The sequence below is a fragment of the Streptomyces sp. NPDC002276 genome (assembly GCF_053891435.1).
The window spans coordinates 395,540-411,569 of the sequence record NZ_JBSFCQ010000007.1 but is presented as its reverse complement, the minus strand read 5'-3'; the positions used below and the strand labels follow the sequence as shown (position 1 = coordinate 411,569).

Genomic DNA, 16,030 nt, shown 5'->3' with positions numbered 1-16,030 from the left:
ACTCGGCCGCCTCACACCTCCGAATACGGCGCGCACAGCTGCCGCAGCGTGCTGCCCATCCGGCGTGCGTACGCGTGCTGCAACCCGCGTGTCGCCGGGCCGCCCAAGCGCGCGTACCACTTCGCGCCGCGGCTGAAGGCGGACACCGTCAGCCAGACCGTGCCGTCGCCCGTGCGGTCGACCACGAAGGCCTCCTCGCCGCACTCGGGATGGCCGGGGAGGGTGCCGTAGGCCCAGCCCGATCTGCGGTGTTCCTCGACCGTCCAGACTATGCGGCAGGGCGCCTTGATCAGGCCGACGAGGGTGACCGTCACGTCCACGCCGGGGGCGGCCTTGTCGGCGCTCGCCTCGATGCCGACGCCCAACTCCCGGTGCAACTCCCAGGTCAGGACCGCTTCGGACGCCCGGCGGAAGACCTTCTCGCCCTCGCCGATCCGGGTGCGCACATACAGGGGGTGGAATCCCGGGGGGCAGAAGCCGCGTTCGCGGGTCGCGCCGACGTCGTCGTACGTGAAGGACATGGGACCCAAGAGTAGGGCGGTACCCGGAGATGCCTTCGCTCCGGGTACCGCCCTGGGGTCCAGCCTGTCAACTCAGCGGCTGTCAGGTGACGTTGACGGCCGTCCAGGTCGCCGCGACCGCCGCGTACTCGGCGGAGCTGGAACCGTAGAGCGCCGCTGCCGCGCTCAGGGTGCCGGTGCGGGCCGCCTTGTAGTTGGTGGTCGACGTGAAGTACGTCGTCAGCGCCTTGTACCAGATCTGGAGCGCCTTGGCGCGGCCGATGCCGGCGAGGGTGGCGCCGTTGTACGTCGGGGAGTTGTAGGCCACCCCGTTGATGGTCTTCGAACCGCTGCCCTCGGACAGCAGGTAGAAGAAGTGGTTCGCGACGCCCGACGAGTAGTGCACGTCGAGGTTGCCGACCGAGGACGACCAGTAGTTGGCGGAGCCGCCGTCCTTGCTGGGCTGGTCCATGTAGCGCAGCGGGGTGCCGTCGCCGTTGATGTTGATCTTCTCGCCGATGAGGTAGTCGCCGACGTCGGACGAGTTGTTGGCGTAGAACTCGACACCCGTGCCGAAGATGTCGGAGGTCGCCTCGTTCAACCCGCCGGACTCACCGGAGTAGTTGAGGCCCGCGGTGTTGGCGGTGACGCCGTGGCTCATCTCGTGGCCGGCCACGTCCAGCGAGGTCAGCGGGTGGGTGTTGCTGGCGCCGTCGCCGTAGGTCATGCAGAAGCAGCTGTCGTCCCAGAACGCGTTGACGTACGAACTGCCGTAGTGCACGCGGGAGTAGGCGCCGACACCGTTGTTCTTGATGCCGCTGCGGCCGAAGGTGTCCTTGTAGAAGTCCCACGTCTCCTGGGCGCCGTAGGCGGCGTCCGCGGCGGCGGTCACGTCGGTGGTGGAGCTGGAGGCGGCGCCGGTGCCCCACGTGTTCGTGGTGTTGGTGAACAGGGTGCCGGTGCCGGACGTCCCGTGCTTCAGGTTGTACGTCTTGTGGCTGCCGCGCGAGGCGTCGGTCAGCGAGTACGTCGTGCCCGACAGCGAGGTGGTGAGGCTGACCGAGCCCGAGTACAGGGTCTTGCCGGTGCCGGTGGCGTTCTCGATGCCCTGGTACTCGAAGAGCTTCTTGCCGGTGGCCGCGTCGGTGATGACGTGCAGCTGGTTCGGGGTGCCGTCGTCCTGGAGGCCGCCGACGATCGTCTCGTAGGCGAGGACGGGGGTGCCGGAGCCGGCCCAGATGACCTTGCGGGCACCGTCGGCGGCGGTCTTGTCCGAACCGGCGGCCTTGGCGGCGGTCAGCGCCTGCTTCTCCGCCTTGGCGACGGTGATCTTCGGCGTGACGGTGGCGACCTTGATGGTCGCCGAGTGCGCCTTGGTGACACCCTCGGTCTTGCCGGCCGGCGAGGTGTGGACGACCAGGTCGCCACCGAGGACCGGGAGGCCCGCGTAGGTGCGCTCGTAGCGGGTGTGCACCGTGCCGTCGACGTCCTTGACGACGTCCTTGACGACCAGCTTCTCCTTGGTGCCGAGGCCTATCTGCGTCGCCGTCTCGGCCGCGTCGGCCTGCTTCTCCTGGACGAGCGCGGTGCGCGCGGCGTTGGAGAGCAGCTGCGGGGCGGCGGCGAGAGGGGCCGCCTTGCCCGTGGCGGGCTGGGCGGAGGCACCGGTGGTGACACCGGTGGCGAGCAGGGCGCCTGCGGCCACCGCGGTGGCGATGGCCAGGGTGGTGCGCTTGTGACGCGCGTAGAGGGGGGTCACGCGAGCTCCTCTGTGGGGGAGTCCGGCAGTGTGGGGTTACTGACCGGAGCGGTTGTGAAATTGCTGTGCTGAAGCGGCGTGAGGGAAGACTCGCATCAGGGGCGCGTACATGTCAGGACCCCGAAGTGATGTTGGCTCAAAATCGACTGTCCGGTGAACGTTTCCGCAATGTAAACGTCCACAACAGGGAGCCGCCCCGGAGTTGAAACCCCGAGACGGCGCCTTGTTTGTGCGGCCTGAAGTGGACGGCTGGTTTTTACGGGAACGTAAGCTTCCAGCTGTTGATGTAGCCGGTGTCCTGTGCCGCCACGTCCTGGACCTTCAACTTCCAGACGCCGTTGGCGACTTCGGAGGACGCGTTGACCGTGTAGGTGGCCTGCACGTTGTCCGCCGAGTCGGACGAGCTGGAGTTCTTCAGGCGGTACGTCGACCCGTCCGGGGCCACCAGGTCGATCACCAGGTCGCCGCGCCAGGTGTGCACGATGTCGACCGTGACCGAGAGGTTCGAGGGCGCGTTGCCGGTCCGACCGGACACCGTGACCGACGACGTGACCGCCGCCCCGTTGTCCGGAATCGATACGTCGGCCGTGTTCTCGAACGACGTGCCGGTCCCGCCGCCACCGCCGGAGCGCGCACCGACCGCGACGGCCGCCCACGCGTCCTGCACCGCCTTGTACTCGGCGCCCGTCGTGCCGTACAGCTCACCGGCCGCCGCGAGCGTCCCGGTGCGGGCCGCCGCGTAGTTGGTGGTGGACGTGAACTTCGTGGTGAGCGCGCGGTACCAGATCTGGAGCGCCTTGTCCCGGCCGATCCCGGTGACCGGAAGCCCGTCCGAGGTGGGCGAGTTGTAGCTGACGCCGTTGATGACCTTGGCGCCGCTGCCCTCGCTCAGCAGATAGAAGAAGTGGTTGGCGACGCCCGACGAGTAGTGCACGTCGAGGTTGCCGACGCCGGAGTACCAACTGTCCGCGCTGCCGCCGTCCTTGCTCGGCTTGTCCATGTAACGCAGCGGCGTGCCGTCGCCGTTGATGTCGATCTTCTCGCCGATGAGGTAGTCGCCCACATCGGTGGAGTTGTTGGCGTAGAACTCGACGCCGGTGCCGAAGATGTCGGAGGTCGCCTCGTTCAACCCCCCTGATTCACCGGAGTAGTTGAGCCCGGCGGTGTTGGAGGTGACGCCGTGGCTCATCTCATGCCCCGCCACGTCCAGCGCCGTCAGCGGGTCCGCGTTGCCGGAGCCGTCGCCGTAGGTCATGCAGAAGCAGCTGTCGTCCCAGAACGCGTTGACGTACGAATTCCCGTAGTGGACACGGGAGTAGGCGCCGACACCGTTGTTCTTGATGCCGCTGCGGCCGAAGGTGTTCTTGTAGAAGTCCCAGGTCTCCGCCGCGCCGTAGTGCGCGTCGGCGCCGGCCGTCGCCGCGTTCGACGTGGTGCCGTTGCCCCAGGTGTTGCTGGTCTGCGAGAACAGCGTGCCGGTGCCGGAGGTGCCGTGGTTGAGGTTGTACGTCTTGTGGCCGCCGCGGTCGCCGTCGGTGAGGTTGTACGACGTGCCCGACTGGGTCGTGGTCAGCGAAACGGCGCCGCTGTACTGGGTGTTGCCCGTACCGGTGGCGTTCTCGATGCCCTGGTACTCGTACAGCTTCTTGCCGGTGGCCGCGTCGGTGATGACGTGGAGCTGGTTCGGGGTGCCGTCGTCCTGGAGACCGCCGACGACCGTCTCGTAGGCGAGGACGGGCTTGCCGCTCGCCGCCCAGATCACCTTGCGGGCCGAGTCCGCGGCCGACTTGGTGGAGCCGAGGGCCTTGGCGCGGGAGACGGCCTGCTTCTCGGCGGTCGCGGTGGCGACGCCCGGGGTGAGGTCGGCGACCGCGATGGTGGCGTCGGTCGCCTTGATGACGCGCTCGGTGGCACCCGACTTGGCGGTGTCGACGACCAAGTCGCCGCCGAGGACCGGGAGTCCGGCGTAGGTGCGCTCGTAGCGGGTGTGGACCGTGCCGTCGGCGTCCTTGATGACGTCACGGGCGACGAGCGTCTCCTTGGCGCCGAGGCCGATGTCCTTGGCGGTGGTGGTCCGCGCCGACGCGGCGTCGCGGAGCAGCTCGGCACGCTGCGAGGCGGAGAGGGACAGGGCCATGTGCGCCGGATTCCCCTTGCTGGCAAGGGGTTTGGCCGGAGCGGCGGAGGAGGTCGCGCCCGCCTGGACGGCCGCGGCGAGCAGAGCGGTGACGCCGGCGACGGCGACTATGTGGGAGGTGCGTCTGCGCGAGGAATTGCTTCTCAACACTGACTCCTTCAGGACGGTCGCGGATCGCGCGACCAGGGGAGATCACAGGGATCACAGGAGTGAAGCTGTGGGGTTGCTGTGAAGCGCCAGTGGGAAGAGTGGCACCAGCTCGCGCTTTCTGTCAGGAGCGCGTCAGGAACTTGGCCGGAATTCGTTCGTTGTCCGGGTGTTCATGTCCGTTATGCGGAGCGCCACTTGACGCTTCCTCGACCGTGAACAGAAGGTCCGTGTACCGATACGCCTTGGTGCTGTGGGCGTATTGGTCGAGTTCGGCCAGCACGGTGATGCCAGGTCCCTGCCGTCTGCCCGCGGCCTGTTGTCAGGTGCCTGTGCGGGAAGGCGCGCCCGCACGGCGGCACCGAACGCGGCCACAGCGGGGGCGGCGGCATCCCGCAGCGCGTACACGGCAGCCGGACGGTCGGCCTGCGCGGTGGTCAGGACACATCGGGTTGCAGGCGGACGGGGAGGGTCGGGGCGGGGCGGGACGCGGCTTGGCGGAGCGGGCGAGGACCGCCCGCCCGGCGTCAGTCGTTCGACGCCGCCCGCCCGTTCCCGTGCCACGAACGCCACAGCGCCGCATAAGCCCCCCGCGCCGCCACCAGCTCCTCGTGCGGGCCGAGTTCGGTCAGCAGGCCGTTCTCCATCACCGCCACCCGGTCCGCGTCGTGGGCCGTGTGCAGCCGGTGGGCGATGGCGATGACCGTGCGGCCCTCCAGGACGGCGGCCAGGGCGCGTTCGGTGTGGCGGGCGGTGGCCGGGTCGAGGAGGGCCGTCGCCTCGTCCAGGATCAGCGTGTGCGGGTCGGCCAACACCACGCGGGCCAGGGCGAGTTGCTGGGCCTGGGAGCCGTCCGTCGCCCGACCGTCCGCGCCCAGCGGGGTGTTGAGGCCGTCGGGCAGCTCCCGTACCCATTCCTCCGCGCCGACCGCCGCCAGTGCCGCCCACAACTCCTCGTCCGTGGCGGTCGGTTCGGCGATCAGGAGGTTCTCGCGGACCGAGCCCAGGAACACGTGGTGCTCCTGGGTGACCAGCACCACCTGGCGGCGCAGCGTCTCCGGCGAGAGTCCGGAGACCGGCACCCCGCCCACGGTCACCGTGCCCTCGGTCGGCGCGTCGACGCCCGCCAGCAGTCGGCTGAGTGTCGTCTTCCCGGCGCCGGACGGGCCGACCACCGCCAGCCGTTCGCCCGGCCGCACCGACAGGTCCACGCCGTGCAGCACCTCACCACCGCGCTCGTAGGCGTACCGCACCCCGGTCACATCGATCCGGTCGTCCGCCGGAACCGGCGCGTCCCCGTCGCCCTCCGCGCGCGGCGCGCGGGCCAGCCCCTCGACCCGGGCGAACGAGGCGCCGCTGCTCTGGAGTTGCTCGACCCGCACCAGGATCTGGTCCAAGGGGTCGGTGAACTGCCGCAGATACAGCGCGGCCGTCACCACCGCGCCCACGCCCACCGCCCCGCGCGCGTGCAGCCACCCGCCGACCAGCAGCACGCCCGCCACCGGGATCGTGTACGACACCTCGACCGCGGGGAAGAACACGGTCCGCAGGAACAGCGTGTACAACCGGGCCCGCTTGGCGGTCTCCAGGGTGTCCCGGCTCGCGGTGACCCGCCGCTCCCGGAGCCGGAACGCCTCCACCGTGCGCGCCCCGGACGCCGTCGCCGTGAGGATCTCGGCGACCTCCGACGTCGCCGCGCCCTCCGCGAGATAGCCGTCCCGGGCCCGGCGCAGATACCAGCGCAGCGCGAACCAGATCGGTGTCAGACCCAACACCCCGAAGAGACCGAGCAGCGGGTCCAGCGCGAACACCGCGCCCATCACGAACAGCGCCTCCACCGAGCAGACCAGCAGTTCGGGCGCGACATCCCGCAGGGTCGTGCCCACGGTCGCCACGTCGGAGGTGCCGCGCGCCGTCAGATCGCCCGTCCCGGCCCGCTCCACCACCGACGCGGGCAGCGCCAGCGCCCGGTCCACGAAGTCCTCCCGGACCCGGGCCAGCGTGCGCTCCCCGAACCGGTACCCCACGTACCGCGCCCAGCGCGACAGCAGCAACTGGGCCAGCGAGCACACCACGATGACCAGGGCCAGCCGGTCCACCACCCCCACTCCGGCCCCGGCCCGCACCTCGTCCACGATCCGCCCGAGCAGCCACGGCCCGACCAGACCGGCCCCGGCCGCCAGCGCGTTCACCACCAGCACGACGGCGAACGCCCGCCGGTCCAACCGGACCAGCCGGACCGCGGCCCGCCGCACCTCGGCCCGTCCCGCGACCGGGAGTTGACCCTTGTCCGCCGTCACCGCGCGACCTCCTCCGCGTCCGCGTCCGCACCCGCGTCCCTGGCCACCAGCGCGCGGTAGCCGGGCTCCTGGGCCAGCAGCCGGCGATGGTCGCCGTCGGCCGCCACCTTGCCGTCGACCAGGTAGAGGACCGTGTCCGCCTGGTCCAGGACCAGCGGCGACGTCGTGGTCACCACCGTCGTACGGCCCGAGCGCGCCTCGCGCAGCCGCCGGGCGACCGCCGCCTCCGTGTGCGCGTCCAGCGCCGAGGTCGGCTCCACCGCGAGCAGCACCTCGGGCTCGGCGAGCAACGCCCTTACCAGCCGCACCCGTTGGCGCTGCCCGCCGGAGAGGCTGCGGCCCTGCGCGGCCACGAGTGAGTCGAGCCCCTCCGGCAACCCCTGCACGATGTCGTCGGCGGCACCCGCGAACACGGCCTCGGCCACCGCCTCCGCCGACCGCTCCCGCCGCCCGGACACCACCTCCCGCAGCGGCCCGGCGAACAGGTCGGCCTCGTTGTCCGCGACCAGGATCCGGGACCTGACCTGGTCCAGCGGAACCGCGTCGAGCGCGACCCCGCCCCAGGTGACCCGGGACGGCGCGTACCGGCCGAGCCGGTCGACCACGGCCAGCGTCTCCCCGGGCCGAGCCCCTACCAGCGCGGTCAGCCGCCCCGGCGCCACCCGCACCCCCGAGTCGGGGTCGTACAGGGCGGCCGGTTCGGCGGGCGCGGCCGACGTGCCCGTGTCCGTCTCGGGTTCGAGCGCCAGCAGCCGTACGACCCTCCGTGCGGCCACCACGCCCCGGCTCAGCTCGTAGACCATCTGCACGAAGAAGGCCACCGGGCCCACCAGGACCGCGACATAGCCGTACACGGCGACCAACTCGCCCACGCTGAGCTGCCCTTGGGCCGCCAGCCGGGCCGCGAGCCAGGTCACCACGGCGAGGAACAGGGTCGGCAGCCCGACCCCGATCGCCTGCACCCAGCTGGCCACCGCGCCCACCCGGTAGCCCTGCGCCCGCAGCCGCTGCGAGTCACGCCGGAACGCGTCCGCGAACAGCCCTTTGCCACCAAGCCCGTTGAGGACCCGCAGCCCGCCCGACAGATCGGCGATGCGCGCGGTCAGCACGCTCTGCCGCTCCCGGTACTCCGTCTCCACGCTCTGCAACCGCCGGGTCAACGGCCCCGCGAGCAGCGCGAGCACCGGCACCCCCAGCAGCACCACGGCGGCCAGCGGCGCCGAGATCGACAGCAGCACCCCGGCCACCACGCCGTAGACGACCAGGGCGCCGAAGCCGGGTCCGACGACGGTCAGGGACTGGGCGATCGTCCACACGTCACCGACGCCGATCGTGATGACCTCGCCCGCCCGCGCCCGGCGCGACAGCACGGCACCCAGCCGGACCGCCTGGCCCACGATCAGCTTCACCGTGCGGAAGTTGGCGTCCATGCGCACCCGGGTCATGGTCCGGTGCCGCATGATGCTCAGCCACGAGTTGACCGCCCCGACCGCGAACAGCGCCCCGCTCCACCAGGCCAGCGTGCCCAGATGCCCCGGCACCAGACCGTCGTCGACCGCCCGCGCCATCAGATACGGCGCCGCCGCCAGCAGCACCATCCACACGCTCGACAGCAACGCCCCGGCCACCGCCCGCCACCGCTGCCGCATCACCAGCCACCACAGGAAGCGCCAGCCACCCCGACAGTCGGGTGTCCCGGGATCCTCGTACGCGTCGATCACTACTGCCCCCGTCGTCGCCGCTGGTTCACGCCAGGCTGTCCCGCCACGCCCGGTGCAGATCCGAGAACCGCCCTGTCCCCGCGACGAGTTCGGCCGGAGGGCCGTCCTCGACGATCCGGCCGTGCTCCATGACCAGCACCCGGTCCGCGATCTCGACGGTGGACAGCCGGTGCGCGATCACCACCGCCGTGCGGCCCCGCAGGACCGTCGACATGGCGCGCTGCACGGCCTGTTCGCCCGGGACGTCGAGCGAACTCGTCGCCTCGTCCAGGATCAGCACCGCCGGGTCGGCGAGCAACGCCCGCGCGAACGCCACGAGTTGACGCTGACCGGCCGAGATACGGCCACCCCGTTTGCGTACGTCCGTGTCATAGCCGTCGGGCAGCGCGCTGATGAAGTCGTGCGCGCCGATCGCCTTCGCGGCCCGCTCGATCTCCTCACGCGGCGCGTCCGGACGGCCGATCGCGATGTTCTCGGCGACCGTGCCGGAGAACAGGAACGCCTCCTGCGTCACCATCACCACCCCGCGCCGCAGTTCGGGCCCGGACAGCTCGCGCAGGTCGACGCCGTCGAGCAGCACCCGCCCGTCCGAGGGGTCGTAGAAGCGGGCCAGCAGCTTGGCCAGGGTGGACTTGCCGGCGCCGGTGGAGCCGACCACGGCGACCGTCTGTCCGGCGGGGAGGGTGAGGTCGAAGGTGGGCAGTACCTCGCCGCCGGTGCGGTAGGCGAAGCGGACCCCGTCGAAGACGACCTCGCGGCCGGGCTGTTCCGACTCAAGTGCGGGCAGTTGCACGGGTGTTGACGGCTCGGGTACGGACGGTGTCTGGGCCAGCAGCCCCGCGATCTTCTCCAGGGACGCGGCGGCCGACTGGTAGGAGTTGAGGAACATGCCGAGCCGGTCGATCGGGTCGTAGAGCCGTCGTAGATACAGCACCGCGGCGGCCAGGACGCCCAGTTCCAGTGAGCCGTCCGCGACCCGGTTCGCGCCCCACAGCACGATCACCGCGACCGCCGTGTTGGCGACCAGGCGGGAGCCGGTGACATAGCGGGCCATCTCCAACAGGGCGTCGCCGTTGGACCGTTCGTGCCGCTGGTTGAGGACCCGGAAGTCGGCGTCGTTCACCGCCTCGCGGCGGAACGCGCGCACCGGGCGGATGCCGTTCATCGTCTCCACGAACTTCACGATCACCCGCGCGATCGCCGTGGACCGCGCCCCGTACACCCGCACCGCGCGCCGCTGGTAGACCCGCACCAGCAGATACAGCGGCACGAAGGACGCCACCGAGACCGCGCCGAGCCCCAGGTCCAGCCAGAGCAGCATCGCCGAGATGTAGACGAACGACAGGATGACCGTGATCAGCTCCTGGAGGCCCTCGCTGAGCAGTTCGCGCAGCGCCTCGACGTCCGTGGTGGAACGGGAGATGAGCCGGCCGGACGTGTAGCGCTCGTGGAAGTCGATGCTGAGCGCCTGCGCGTGCCGGAAGATCCGGCCGCGCAGATCGAGCAGCACGTCCTGGTTGACGCGGGCGGAGGCGCCGATGAACGCGTACTGGAGTCCGCCGGAGAGCAGCGCGCACAGCAGATAGCCCACGGCCACGGCGATCAGCGGCCCGCGGTCGTGGTGCCGGAACGCGGGCACCGCCCGGTCGATCGCGTACGCCACCAGCAGCGGGCCCACCTGCACCGCGGCCTGCTGGAGCAGCAGGAGGAGGGTGGTGAGGGTGACGCGGGCCTTCATGGGCGCGAGCAGGGAGCGCAGGAGGGCGGCGGTCGCGCCGGGGGGAGTGGGCAGGTCGTCGTGGTCGAAGGGGTCGTCCGCGGCGGGCCGGTGCGGGGGTTCGTGGTCGTCGTCTGTGGTGGGCGCCGATGTGGTGGGGGCGGTCATCGTTCGTCCTCCGGCCGGTCGTGCGGTTCGGATCCCGACATGAGATACGCGTACTCCGCGTTCGTGCGCAGCAGTTCCTGGTGGGTGCCGACCGCCGTGATACGGCCGTCCGACAGCAGCGCGACCCGGTCGGCGAGCAGGACCGTGGACGGGCGGTGGGCCACGATCAACGCCGTTGTGTCCGCGAGGACTTGGCGCAGCGCGGCTTCTACGGCGGCCTCCGTGTGGACGTCCAGCGCGGACAGCGGGTCGTCCAGGACGAGGAAGCGGGGTCTGCCCACCACGGCCCTTGCCAGCGCGAGGCGTTGGCGCTGGCCGCCGGAGAGGCTCAGGCCCTGTTCGCCGACGCGGGTGTCCGTGCCCTGGGGGAGCGCGTGGGCGAAGTCCGCCTGCGCTACGGCCAGTGCGCGGTCCAACTCCGGTTGTCCCGCGCTCTTTTCGGCGCCCATCAGTACGTTTTCGCTGACGCTGGTCGAGAAGAGGGTGGGTTCCTCGAAGGCTACGGCTACGAGTTCGCGCAGCGTTTCTCGGGGCATCGCGGTGATGTCCTCGCCGTCCAGTGTGATGTGGCCCGAGGTCACCTCGTGTAGGCGGGGGACGAGTGCGGTGAGGGTGGTTTTGCCTGTGCCGGTGGCGCCTACGAGGGCCATGGATTCGCCGGGTTTGATGTGCAGGTCTATGCGGTCGAGGGTGGGTGGGGAATCCGATGGGGCGTCTGGGTAGCGGAAGGAGACTTTCGAAAAACGGATGCCGTCGTTTTCGGGTGCGGGCCGGTGGGGGCTGGTCGCGCAGTTCCCCGCGCCCCTATGGGGCGCCTCCTCTTCCGGCGTCAAAGCTGTCTCCGGGGTTTCACTCATCACCTCGAAATAGCGCTCCGTCGCCGTTGCCGCCTCCTGGCTCATCGCCAGGAGGAAGCCGATCGACTCCACCGGCCAGCGGAGGGCCAGGGCCGTGGAGAGGAAGGCGACCAGCGTGCCTGCGGACAGGTTGCCGTCCGCTACCTGGATCGTGCCCAGGACCAGGGTCGCGCCGAGGGCCAGTTCGGGGAGGGTGACGATGACGCCCCAGATCGCGGCGAGCAGGCGGGCCTTGTGGAGTTCGGTGCCGCGCAGGGTACGGGAGAGGTCGCGGAAGGCCCGTGCCTGGCTGCGGTGGCGGCCGAAGCCCTTGATGATGCGGATGCCGAGCACGCTCTCCTCGACGACCGTCGTCAGATCGCCGACCTGGTCCTGTGCGAGCCGCGCCACATGCGCGTACCGCCGCTCGAAGATCACGCAGGTGACGACCACCGGCACGGCGGGCCCCAGGATCACCAGTCCCAGCGTCCAGTCCTGGAGCAGCATGATGATCACGCCGACCAGGATCGTCACGGCGTTGACCAGCAGGAATGTGAGAGGGAAGGCCAGGAACATGCGCAGCAGCATGAGGTCGGTGGTGCCCCGGGAGAGGAGTTGGCCTGATGGCCATCTGTCGTGGAAGGACACCGGGAGCCGTTGCAGATGCCGGTAGAGATCCGCGCGCATCTCCGCCTCGACCCGTGACAACGGCCGGGCCACGAGCCAGCGCCGCAGCCCGAACAGGCCCGCCTCTGCGATGCCGAGCAGCAGCAGATACAGCGCCCCGAGCCACACGCCCGCCGTGTCCCGGTCGGCGACCGGTCCGTCCACCATCCACTTCAGGACGAGCGGGAACACCAGCCCCGTACAGGACGCGACGACGGCCACCCCGGCCGCGGTGAACAGCCGTACCCGCACGGGGCGGACGTACGGCCACAGCCGCAGCAGGGTGCGTACGGCGGAACGATCGGTGTGGTCCATGGGGGTTGCACGTGTCGTCGACATCACCGGCGAGCCTACGGACCGGCACTGACAGTGCCCACCGAGTTTTGGCCGACCAAGGGGTCGTACCAGGGGGTCGTACCAGGGCATCAACCGATCGGTTGATGCCCGGTCGAGCGCGATGGGCGATGTGCCCGGCCCCGCCTTCCCGGGATTCTGGGAACATGTCAGCCACACCTGTCATCGAAGTCACCGCACTGCGCAAGTCCTACGGCGGCCGGGCCGTCGTCGACGGTGTCTCGTTCGCCGTCGAGGAGGGCGAGATCTTCGGGATCCTCGGCCCGAACGGCGCAGGCAAGACCACCACCGTCGAGTGCGTCGAGGGCCTGCGCGTCCCGGACGCGGGCCGGGTCCGGGTCACCGGCCTCGACCCCGTCGCCGACCACGAGCAGGTCGCCCGCGTCCTCGGCGCCCAGCTCCAGGAGAGCGAACTCCAGGCCAAACTCACCGTCCGCGAGGCCCTGGAGCTGTACGCGGCCCTCTATCCGCACCCCGCCGACTGGCGCCCGCTGGCCGAACGCCTGGGCCTGACCGCCAAGTTGACCACCCGCTTCGCGAAGCTGTCCGGCGGCCAGAAGCAGCGTCTGTTCATCGCGCTCGCGCTGATCGGCAACCCCCGGGTCGTCGTCCTCGACGAACTCACCACCGGACTCGACCCGCGCGCCCGGCGCGACACCTGGCAGCTCATCGAGGACGTGCGGGCGAGCGGGGTCACCGTGCTGCTCGTCACCCACTTCATGGAGGAGGCGCAGCGGCTGTGCGACCGGATCGCCGTGATCGACAAGGGCCGGGTCGCCGCACTGGACACTCCGGACGGGCTGATCCGCCGCTCGGCCGGTTCCACCGTCATCAGCTTCACGCCCTCCGCGCCCCTGGACGACGGTGACCTGAACGCGCTGCCCGCGCTCACCTCCGTGGCCCGCAAGGACGACCGGATCACGCTCTCCGGCACCGACGAGACCGTCAACGCGGTCATCACCCTGCTCGCCCGCGGTCACATCACCGCCCACCAACTCCGGGTCTCCGACGCCACGTTGGACGACGCCTTCCTGGACCTGACGGAGGTCACCCGATGAACACCGCAGTCCTGCGCACCGAGTTGCGCCTCTTCCGCCGCGAACCCGGCGCCCTCTTCTGGATTTTGGCCTTCCCCACGGTCCTGCTGGTGATCCTGGGCTCCATCCCGGGCTTCCGCCACCACGAGGCCGACCTCGGCGGCCTGCGCACGATCGACGTGTACGTCCCGGTCACCGTCCTCCTCGGCATGATCGTCGGCGCGCTCCAGTCGATGCCGCAGAACCTCACCGGCTACCGCGAACGCGGCATCCTGCGCCGCATGTCCGCCACCCCGGTCCGCCCCTCCGCCCTGCTCTCCGCCCAGATGGTGGTCTACGGCACGGCGGCCCTGGCCTCCGCCCTGTGCGCGCTGATCGTCGGCCGCCTCGCCTTCGACGTACGCCTCCCGCAGCAGCCGTTCGGCTATCTCCTCGCCCTGCTCCTCGCGATCCTGGCCGCGCTCGCACTGGGCGCGGTGGTCTCCGCGCTGTCGCGGACGACGAAGATCGCGGGCGCCATCGGGTCGGCCGTGTTCTTCCCGATGATGTTCTGCGCGGGCGTCTGGATCCCGGTGAACTCCATGCCGGACGTCATGGCCCGGATCGTCGGCTACACGCCGTTCGGCGCCGCCGCCGAGGCCCTGAACCGGGCGGCGGCCGGGCACTGGCCGGGCTGGACGCACCTGGGCGTGCTCGTGGCCTGGACGGTCCTGCTGACGGCGGGCGCCTCCCGCTGGTTCCGCTGGGAGTAGGGGCGGCGGCCGTGCAGACTGGGGAGATGACCACCAGGGACCGCCAGATCGACCGGCGCTGGGAGCAGCTGCACACGTGGGGGCCGTACGGGCTGCTCGGTATCAGTGTGGTCCTCGCGGTCGCCTCGTCCGGTCTGTTCGACTACAGCGCCGCCCAGTGGTGGACCGGCTGGTCCCTGGCCGGTGCCGCGCTCGTCCTCCAGCTGTGGTGGCACGCCACCCGTGTCCGCCGCCCCGGCCGCGGCCGCACCCCGTCGCGGACGGGGACGGCGTACTACGTCGTCCGCTGGGCCCTCGCCTTCGTCCTCACCTGGATCGACCCGTTCTTCGCGTTCTACGCGGCCTCCGGCTTCATGGACGCCGACGAACTGATCCCGGGCACCGTGGGGCAGCGGGTCGGGCTGTTCGCGAGCGCGGTCACCGTGGCCGGAGCGCAGGCCGGCGGGATGCCGTTCGGAAGCGGGCTGCAATGGGTTCTCTTCGGGGCGCTCGTGCTCGCCAACTCCGTTCTCCAGATGGCGATCGCCCATATGACCGACCAGGAGACCCGGCGCTCCCGCGAGCGCACCGAGACCATCACCGCACTCGAACGCACCAATACGGCGTTGCAACAGGCCCTCGACGAGAACGCCGCCCTGCACGCCCAACTCCTCGTCCAGGCAAGGGAAGCCGGGGTCGCCGACGAACGCCGTCGGCTGGCCGCCGAGATCCACGACACCATCGCCCAGGGACTGACCGGCATCATCGCCCAGCTCCAAGTCGTAGCCAACGCACCCGACTTGACGACCGCTCGCACCCACCTCGACCGTGCCGCCACCCTCGCCCGGCACAGCCTCGGCGAGGCCCGCCGCTCCGTGCAGAACCTCGCCCCGGTCGCCCTGGAGCACGACGGACTGCCCGAGGCGCTGAAGAACACGGTCGCCGAGTGGGGCGAACGCACCGGTGTCCGCGCCGAGTTCACCGTCACCGGTACCACCGAACAGCTCCACGACGAGGTCTCGGCGACCCTGCTGCGCATCGCCCAGGAGGCCCTGTCGAACGCGGCCCGGCACGCCCGCGCCACCCGCGTCGGCGTCACCCTCTCCTTCCTCGGCGAGGACGTCATCCTCGACATCCGCGACGACGGCCAGGGCTTCGACCCCCTCGCGCTGCCCGAACGCACCCGCACCGGCGGCTTCGGCCTCGACGGCATGCGCGTCCGCGCCGAGCGCATCGCGGGCACCCTCGCGGTCGAGTCCGAGCCGGGGTGCGGCACGGCCCTGTCGGCTCGCGTACCGTTGGTGCGCCATGAGTGACGAGTTGTTGATCTCCCTGCTGATCGTCGACGACCATCCCGTCGTACGGGACGGTCTGCGCGGCATGTTCGAGTCCGCGCCCGGATTCCGCGTCCTGGGCGAGGCGGCGAACGGCGTCGAGGCCGTGGAGCGGGCCGCCGCCCTCGACCCGGACGTGATCCTGATGGACCTGCGGATGCCGGCCGGCGGGGGAGTCGACGCCATCCGAGAGCTGACCCGCCGCGCCGCCCGCGCGAAGGTGCTCGTCCTGACGACGTACGACACCGACTCCGACACCCTGCCCGCGATCGAGGCGGGCGCGACCGGCTATCTCCTCAAAGACGCGCCCCGCGACGAGCTGTTCACCGCCGTCCGCGCGGCGGCGGAGGGCCGTACGGTCCTCTCGCCCGCCGTCGCCTCCCGCCTGGTCTCCGCCGTGCGCGGCCCCCAGACTCCCGGCAACGAACCGCTCTCCGCCCGCGAACGCGAAGTGCTGGCCCTCGTCGCCAAGGGCACCTCCAACCGCGAGATCGCCCGCGAACTCTTCATCAGCGAGGCGACCGTCAAGACCCATCTCACCCACCTGTACGGCAAGTTGGGCGTCAAGGACCGCGCGGCGGCGGTGGCGACGGCGTACGACCGGGGGATCCTCGGCTGAGGGC

Annotated in this window: 11 protein-coding genes; 4 read left to right on the top strand and 7 right to left on the bottom strand. The window is 70.9% G+C overall.

Translation table 11 applies throughout. From position 1 onward, the window contains the following. Positions 1-11: 11 nt before the first annotated feature. The 7 genes from ACWIHT_RS20965 to ACWIHT_RS20935 all read right to left on the bottom strand — a co-directional run bounded on the left by ACWIHT_RS20965 (position 12) and on the right by ACWIHT_RS20935 (position 12,290). Positions 12-521 (bottom strand): DUF1990 family protein, encoded by a 510-nt coding sequence (locus tag ACWIHT_RS20965; RefSeq protein ID WP_456169636.1) that lies wholly within the window; start codon positions 519-521, stop codon positions 12-14. An 82-nt stretch (positions 522-603) separates the two neighbouring features. Further along, positions 604-2,259 carry a M4 family metallopeptidase gene (locus ACWIHT_RS20960; protein ID WP_456169635.1) on the bottom strand — a complete coding sequence of 552 codons (1,656 nt, stop codon included), beginning with the start codon at positions 2,257-2,259 and terminating at the stop codon, positions 604-606. Positions 2,260-2,515: 256 nt separating this feature from the next. Next, positions 2,516-4,543: a M4 family metallopeptidase gene (locus tag ACWIHT_RS20955; RefSeq protein WP_456169634.1), complete on the bottom strand. Its 2,028-nt coding sequence runs from the start codon at positions 4,541-4,543 to the stop codon at positions 2,516-2,518. A 527-nt stretch (positions 4,544-5,070) separates the two neighbouring features. Continuing rightward, positions 5,071-6,843, bottom strand: a complete 1,773-nt coding sequence (locus ACWIHT_RS20950; RefSeq protein ID WP_456169633.1) for an ABC transporter ATP-binding protein — start codon at positions 6,841-6,843, stop codon at positions 5,071-5,073. Next, positions 6,840-8,564, bottom strand: a complete 1,725-nt coding sequence (locus tag ACWIHT_RS20945; RefSeq protein ID WP_456169632.1) for an ABC transporter ATP-binding protein — start codon at positions 8,562-8,564, stop codon at positions 6,840-6,842. Before ACWIHT_RS20945 ends, ACWIHT_RS20950 begins: the two co-directional genes overlap by 4 nt. A 25-nt stretch (positions 8,565-8,589) precedes the next feature. Beyond that, positions 8,590-10,449 carry an ABC transporter ATP-binding protein gene (locus ACWIHT_RS20940; protein WP_456169631.1) on the bottom strand — a complete coding sequence of 620 codons (1,860 nt, stop codon included), beginning with the start codon at positions 10,447-10,449 and terminating at the stop codon, positions 8,590-8,592. Continuing rightward, on the bottom strand, positions 10,446-12,290 hold the full coding sequence (locus ACWIHT_RS20935) for an ABC transporter ATP-binding protein (protein ID WP_456169630.1): 1,845 nt from the start codon (positions 12,288-12,290) through the stop codon (positions 10,446-10,448). The genes ACWIHT_RS20940 and ACWIHT_RS20935 overlap by 4 nt, the downstream gene beginning before the upstream one ends. Positions 12,291-12,451: 161 nt before the next feature. On the opposite strand from ACWIHT_RS20935, the gene ACWIHT_RS20930 reads away from it, so the two are divergent. Genes ACWIHT_RS20930 through ACWIHT_RS20915 form a run of 4 tightly spaced genes read left to right on the top strand, consistent with a single transcriptional unit; the run spans position 12,452 to position 16,026 of the window. Then, positions 12,452-13,363 (top strand): ABC transporter ATP-binding protein, encoded by a 912-nt coding sequence (locus tag ACWIHT_RS20930; protein WP_201055212.1) that lies wholly within the window; start codon positions 12,452-12,454, stop codon positions 13,361-13,363. Next, a complete protein-coding gene (locus ACWIHT_RS20925; protein WP_456169628.1) occupies positions 13,360-14,094 on the top strand; it encodes an ABC transporter permease in 735 nt (244 codons plus the stop codon). Before ACWIHT_RS20930 ends, ACWIHT_RS20925 begins: the two co-directional genes overlap by 4 nt. A 26-nt stretch (positions 14,095-14,120) precedes the next feature. After that, positions 14,121-15,389 carry a sensor histidine kinase gene (locus ACWIHT_RS20920; RefSeq protein ID WP_456169627.1) on the top strand — a complete coding sequence of 423 codons (1,269 nt, stop codon included), beginning with the start codon at positions 14,121-14,123 and terminating at the stop codon, positions 15,387-15,389. Continuing rightward, positions 15,382-16,026, top strand: coding sequence for a response regulator (locus ACWIHT_RS20915; RefSeq protein WP_262063796.1), 645 nt, complete (start codon positions 15,382-15,384; stop codon positions 16,024-16,026). Before ACWIHT_RS20920 ends, ACWIHT_RS20915 begins: the two co-directional genes overlap by 8 nt. Positions 16,027-16,030: the final 4 nt, after the last annotated feature.

Bases quoted from the DNA above. Each gene is read 5' to 3' on its own strand.
- ACWIHT_RS20965 (WP_456169636.1), bottom strand. From the start codon at position 521: ATGTCCTTCACGTACGACGACGTCGGCGCGACCCGCGAACGCGGCTTC.
- ACWIHT_RS20940 (WP_456169631.1), bottom strand. From the start codon at position 10,449: ATGACCGCCCCCACCACATCGGCGCCCACCACAGACGACGACCACGAA.
- ACWIHT_RS20935 (WP_456169630.1), bottom strand. From the start codon at position 12,290: ATGTCGACGACACGTGCAACCCCCATGGACCACACCGATCGTTCCGCC.
- ACWIHT_RS20930 (WP_201055212.1), top strand. From the start codon at position 12,452: ATGTCAGCCACACCTGTCATCGAAGTCACCGCACTGCGCAAGTCCTAC.
- ACWIHT_RS20925 (WP_456169628.1), top strand. From the start codon at position 13,360: ATGAACACCGCAGTCCTGCGCACCGAGTTGCGCCTCTTCCGCCGCGAA.
- ACWIHT_RS20920 (WP_456169627.1), top strand. From the start codon at position 14,121: ATGACCACCAGGGACCGCCAGATCGACCGGCGCTGGGAGCAGCTGCAC.
- ACWIHT_RS20915 (WP_262063796.1), top strand. From the start codon at position 15,382: ATGAGTGACGAGTTGTTGATCTCCCTGCTGATCGTCGACGACCATCCC.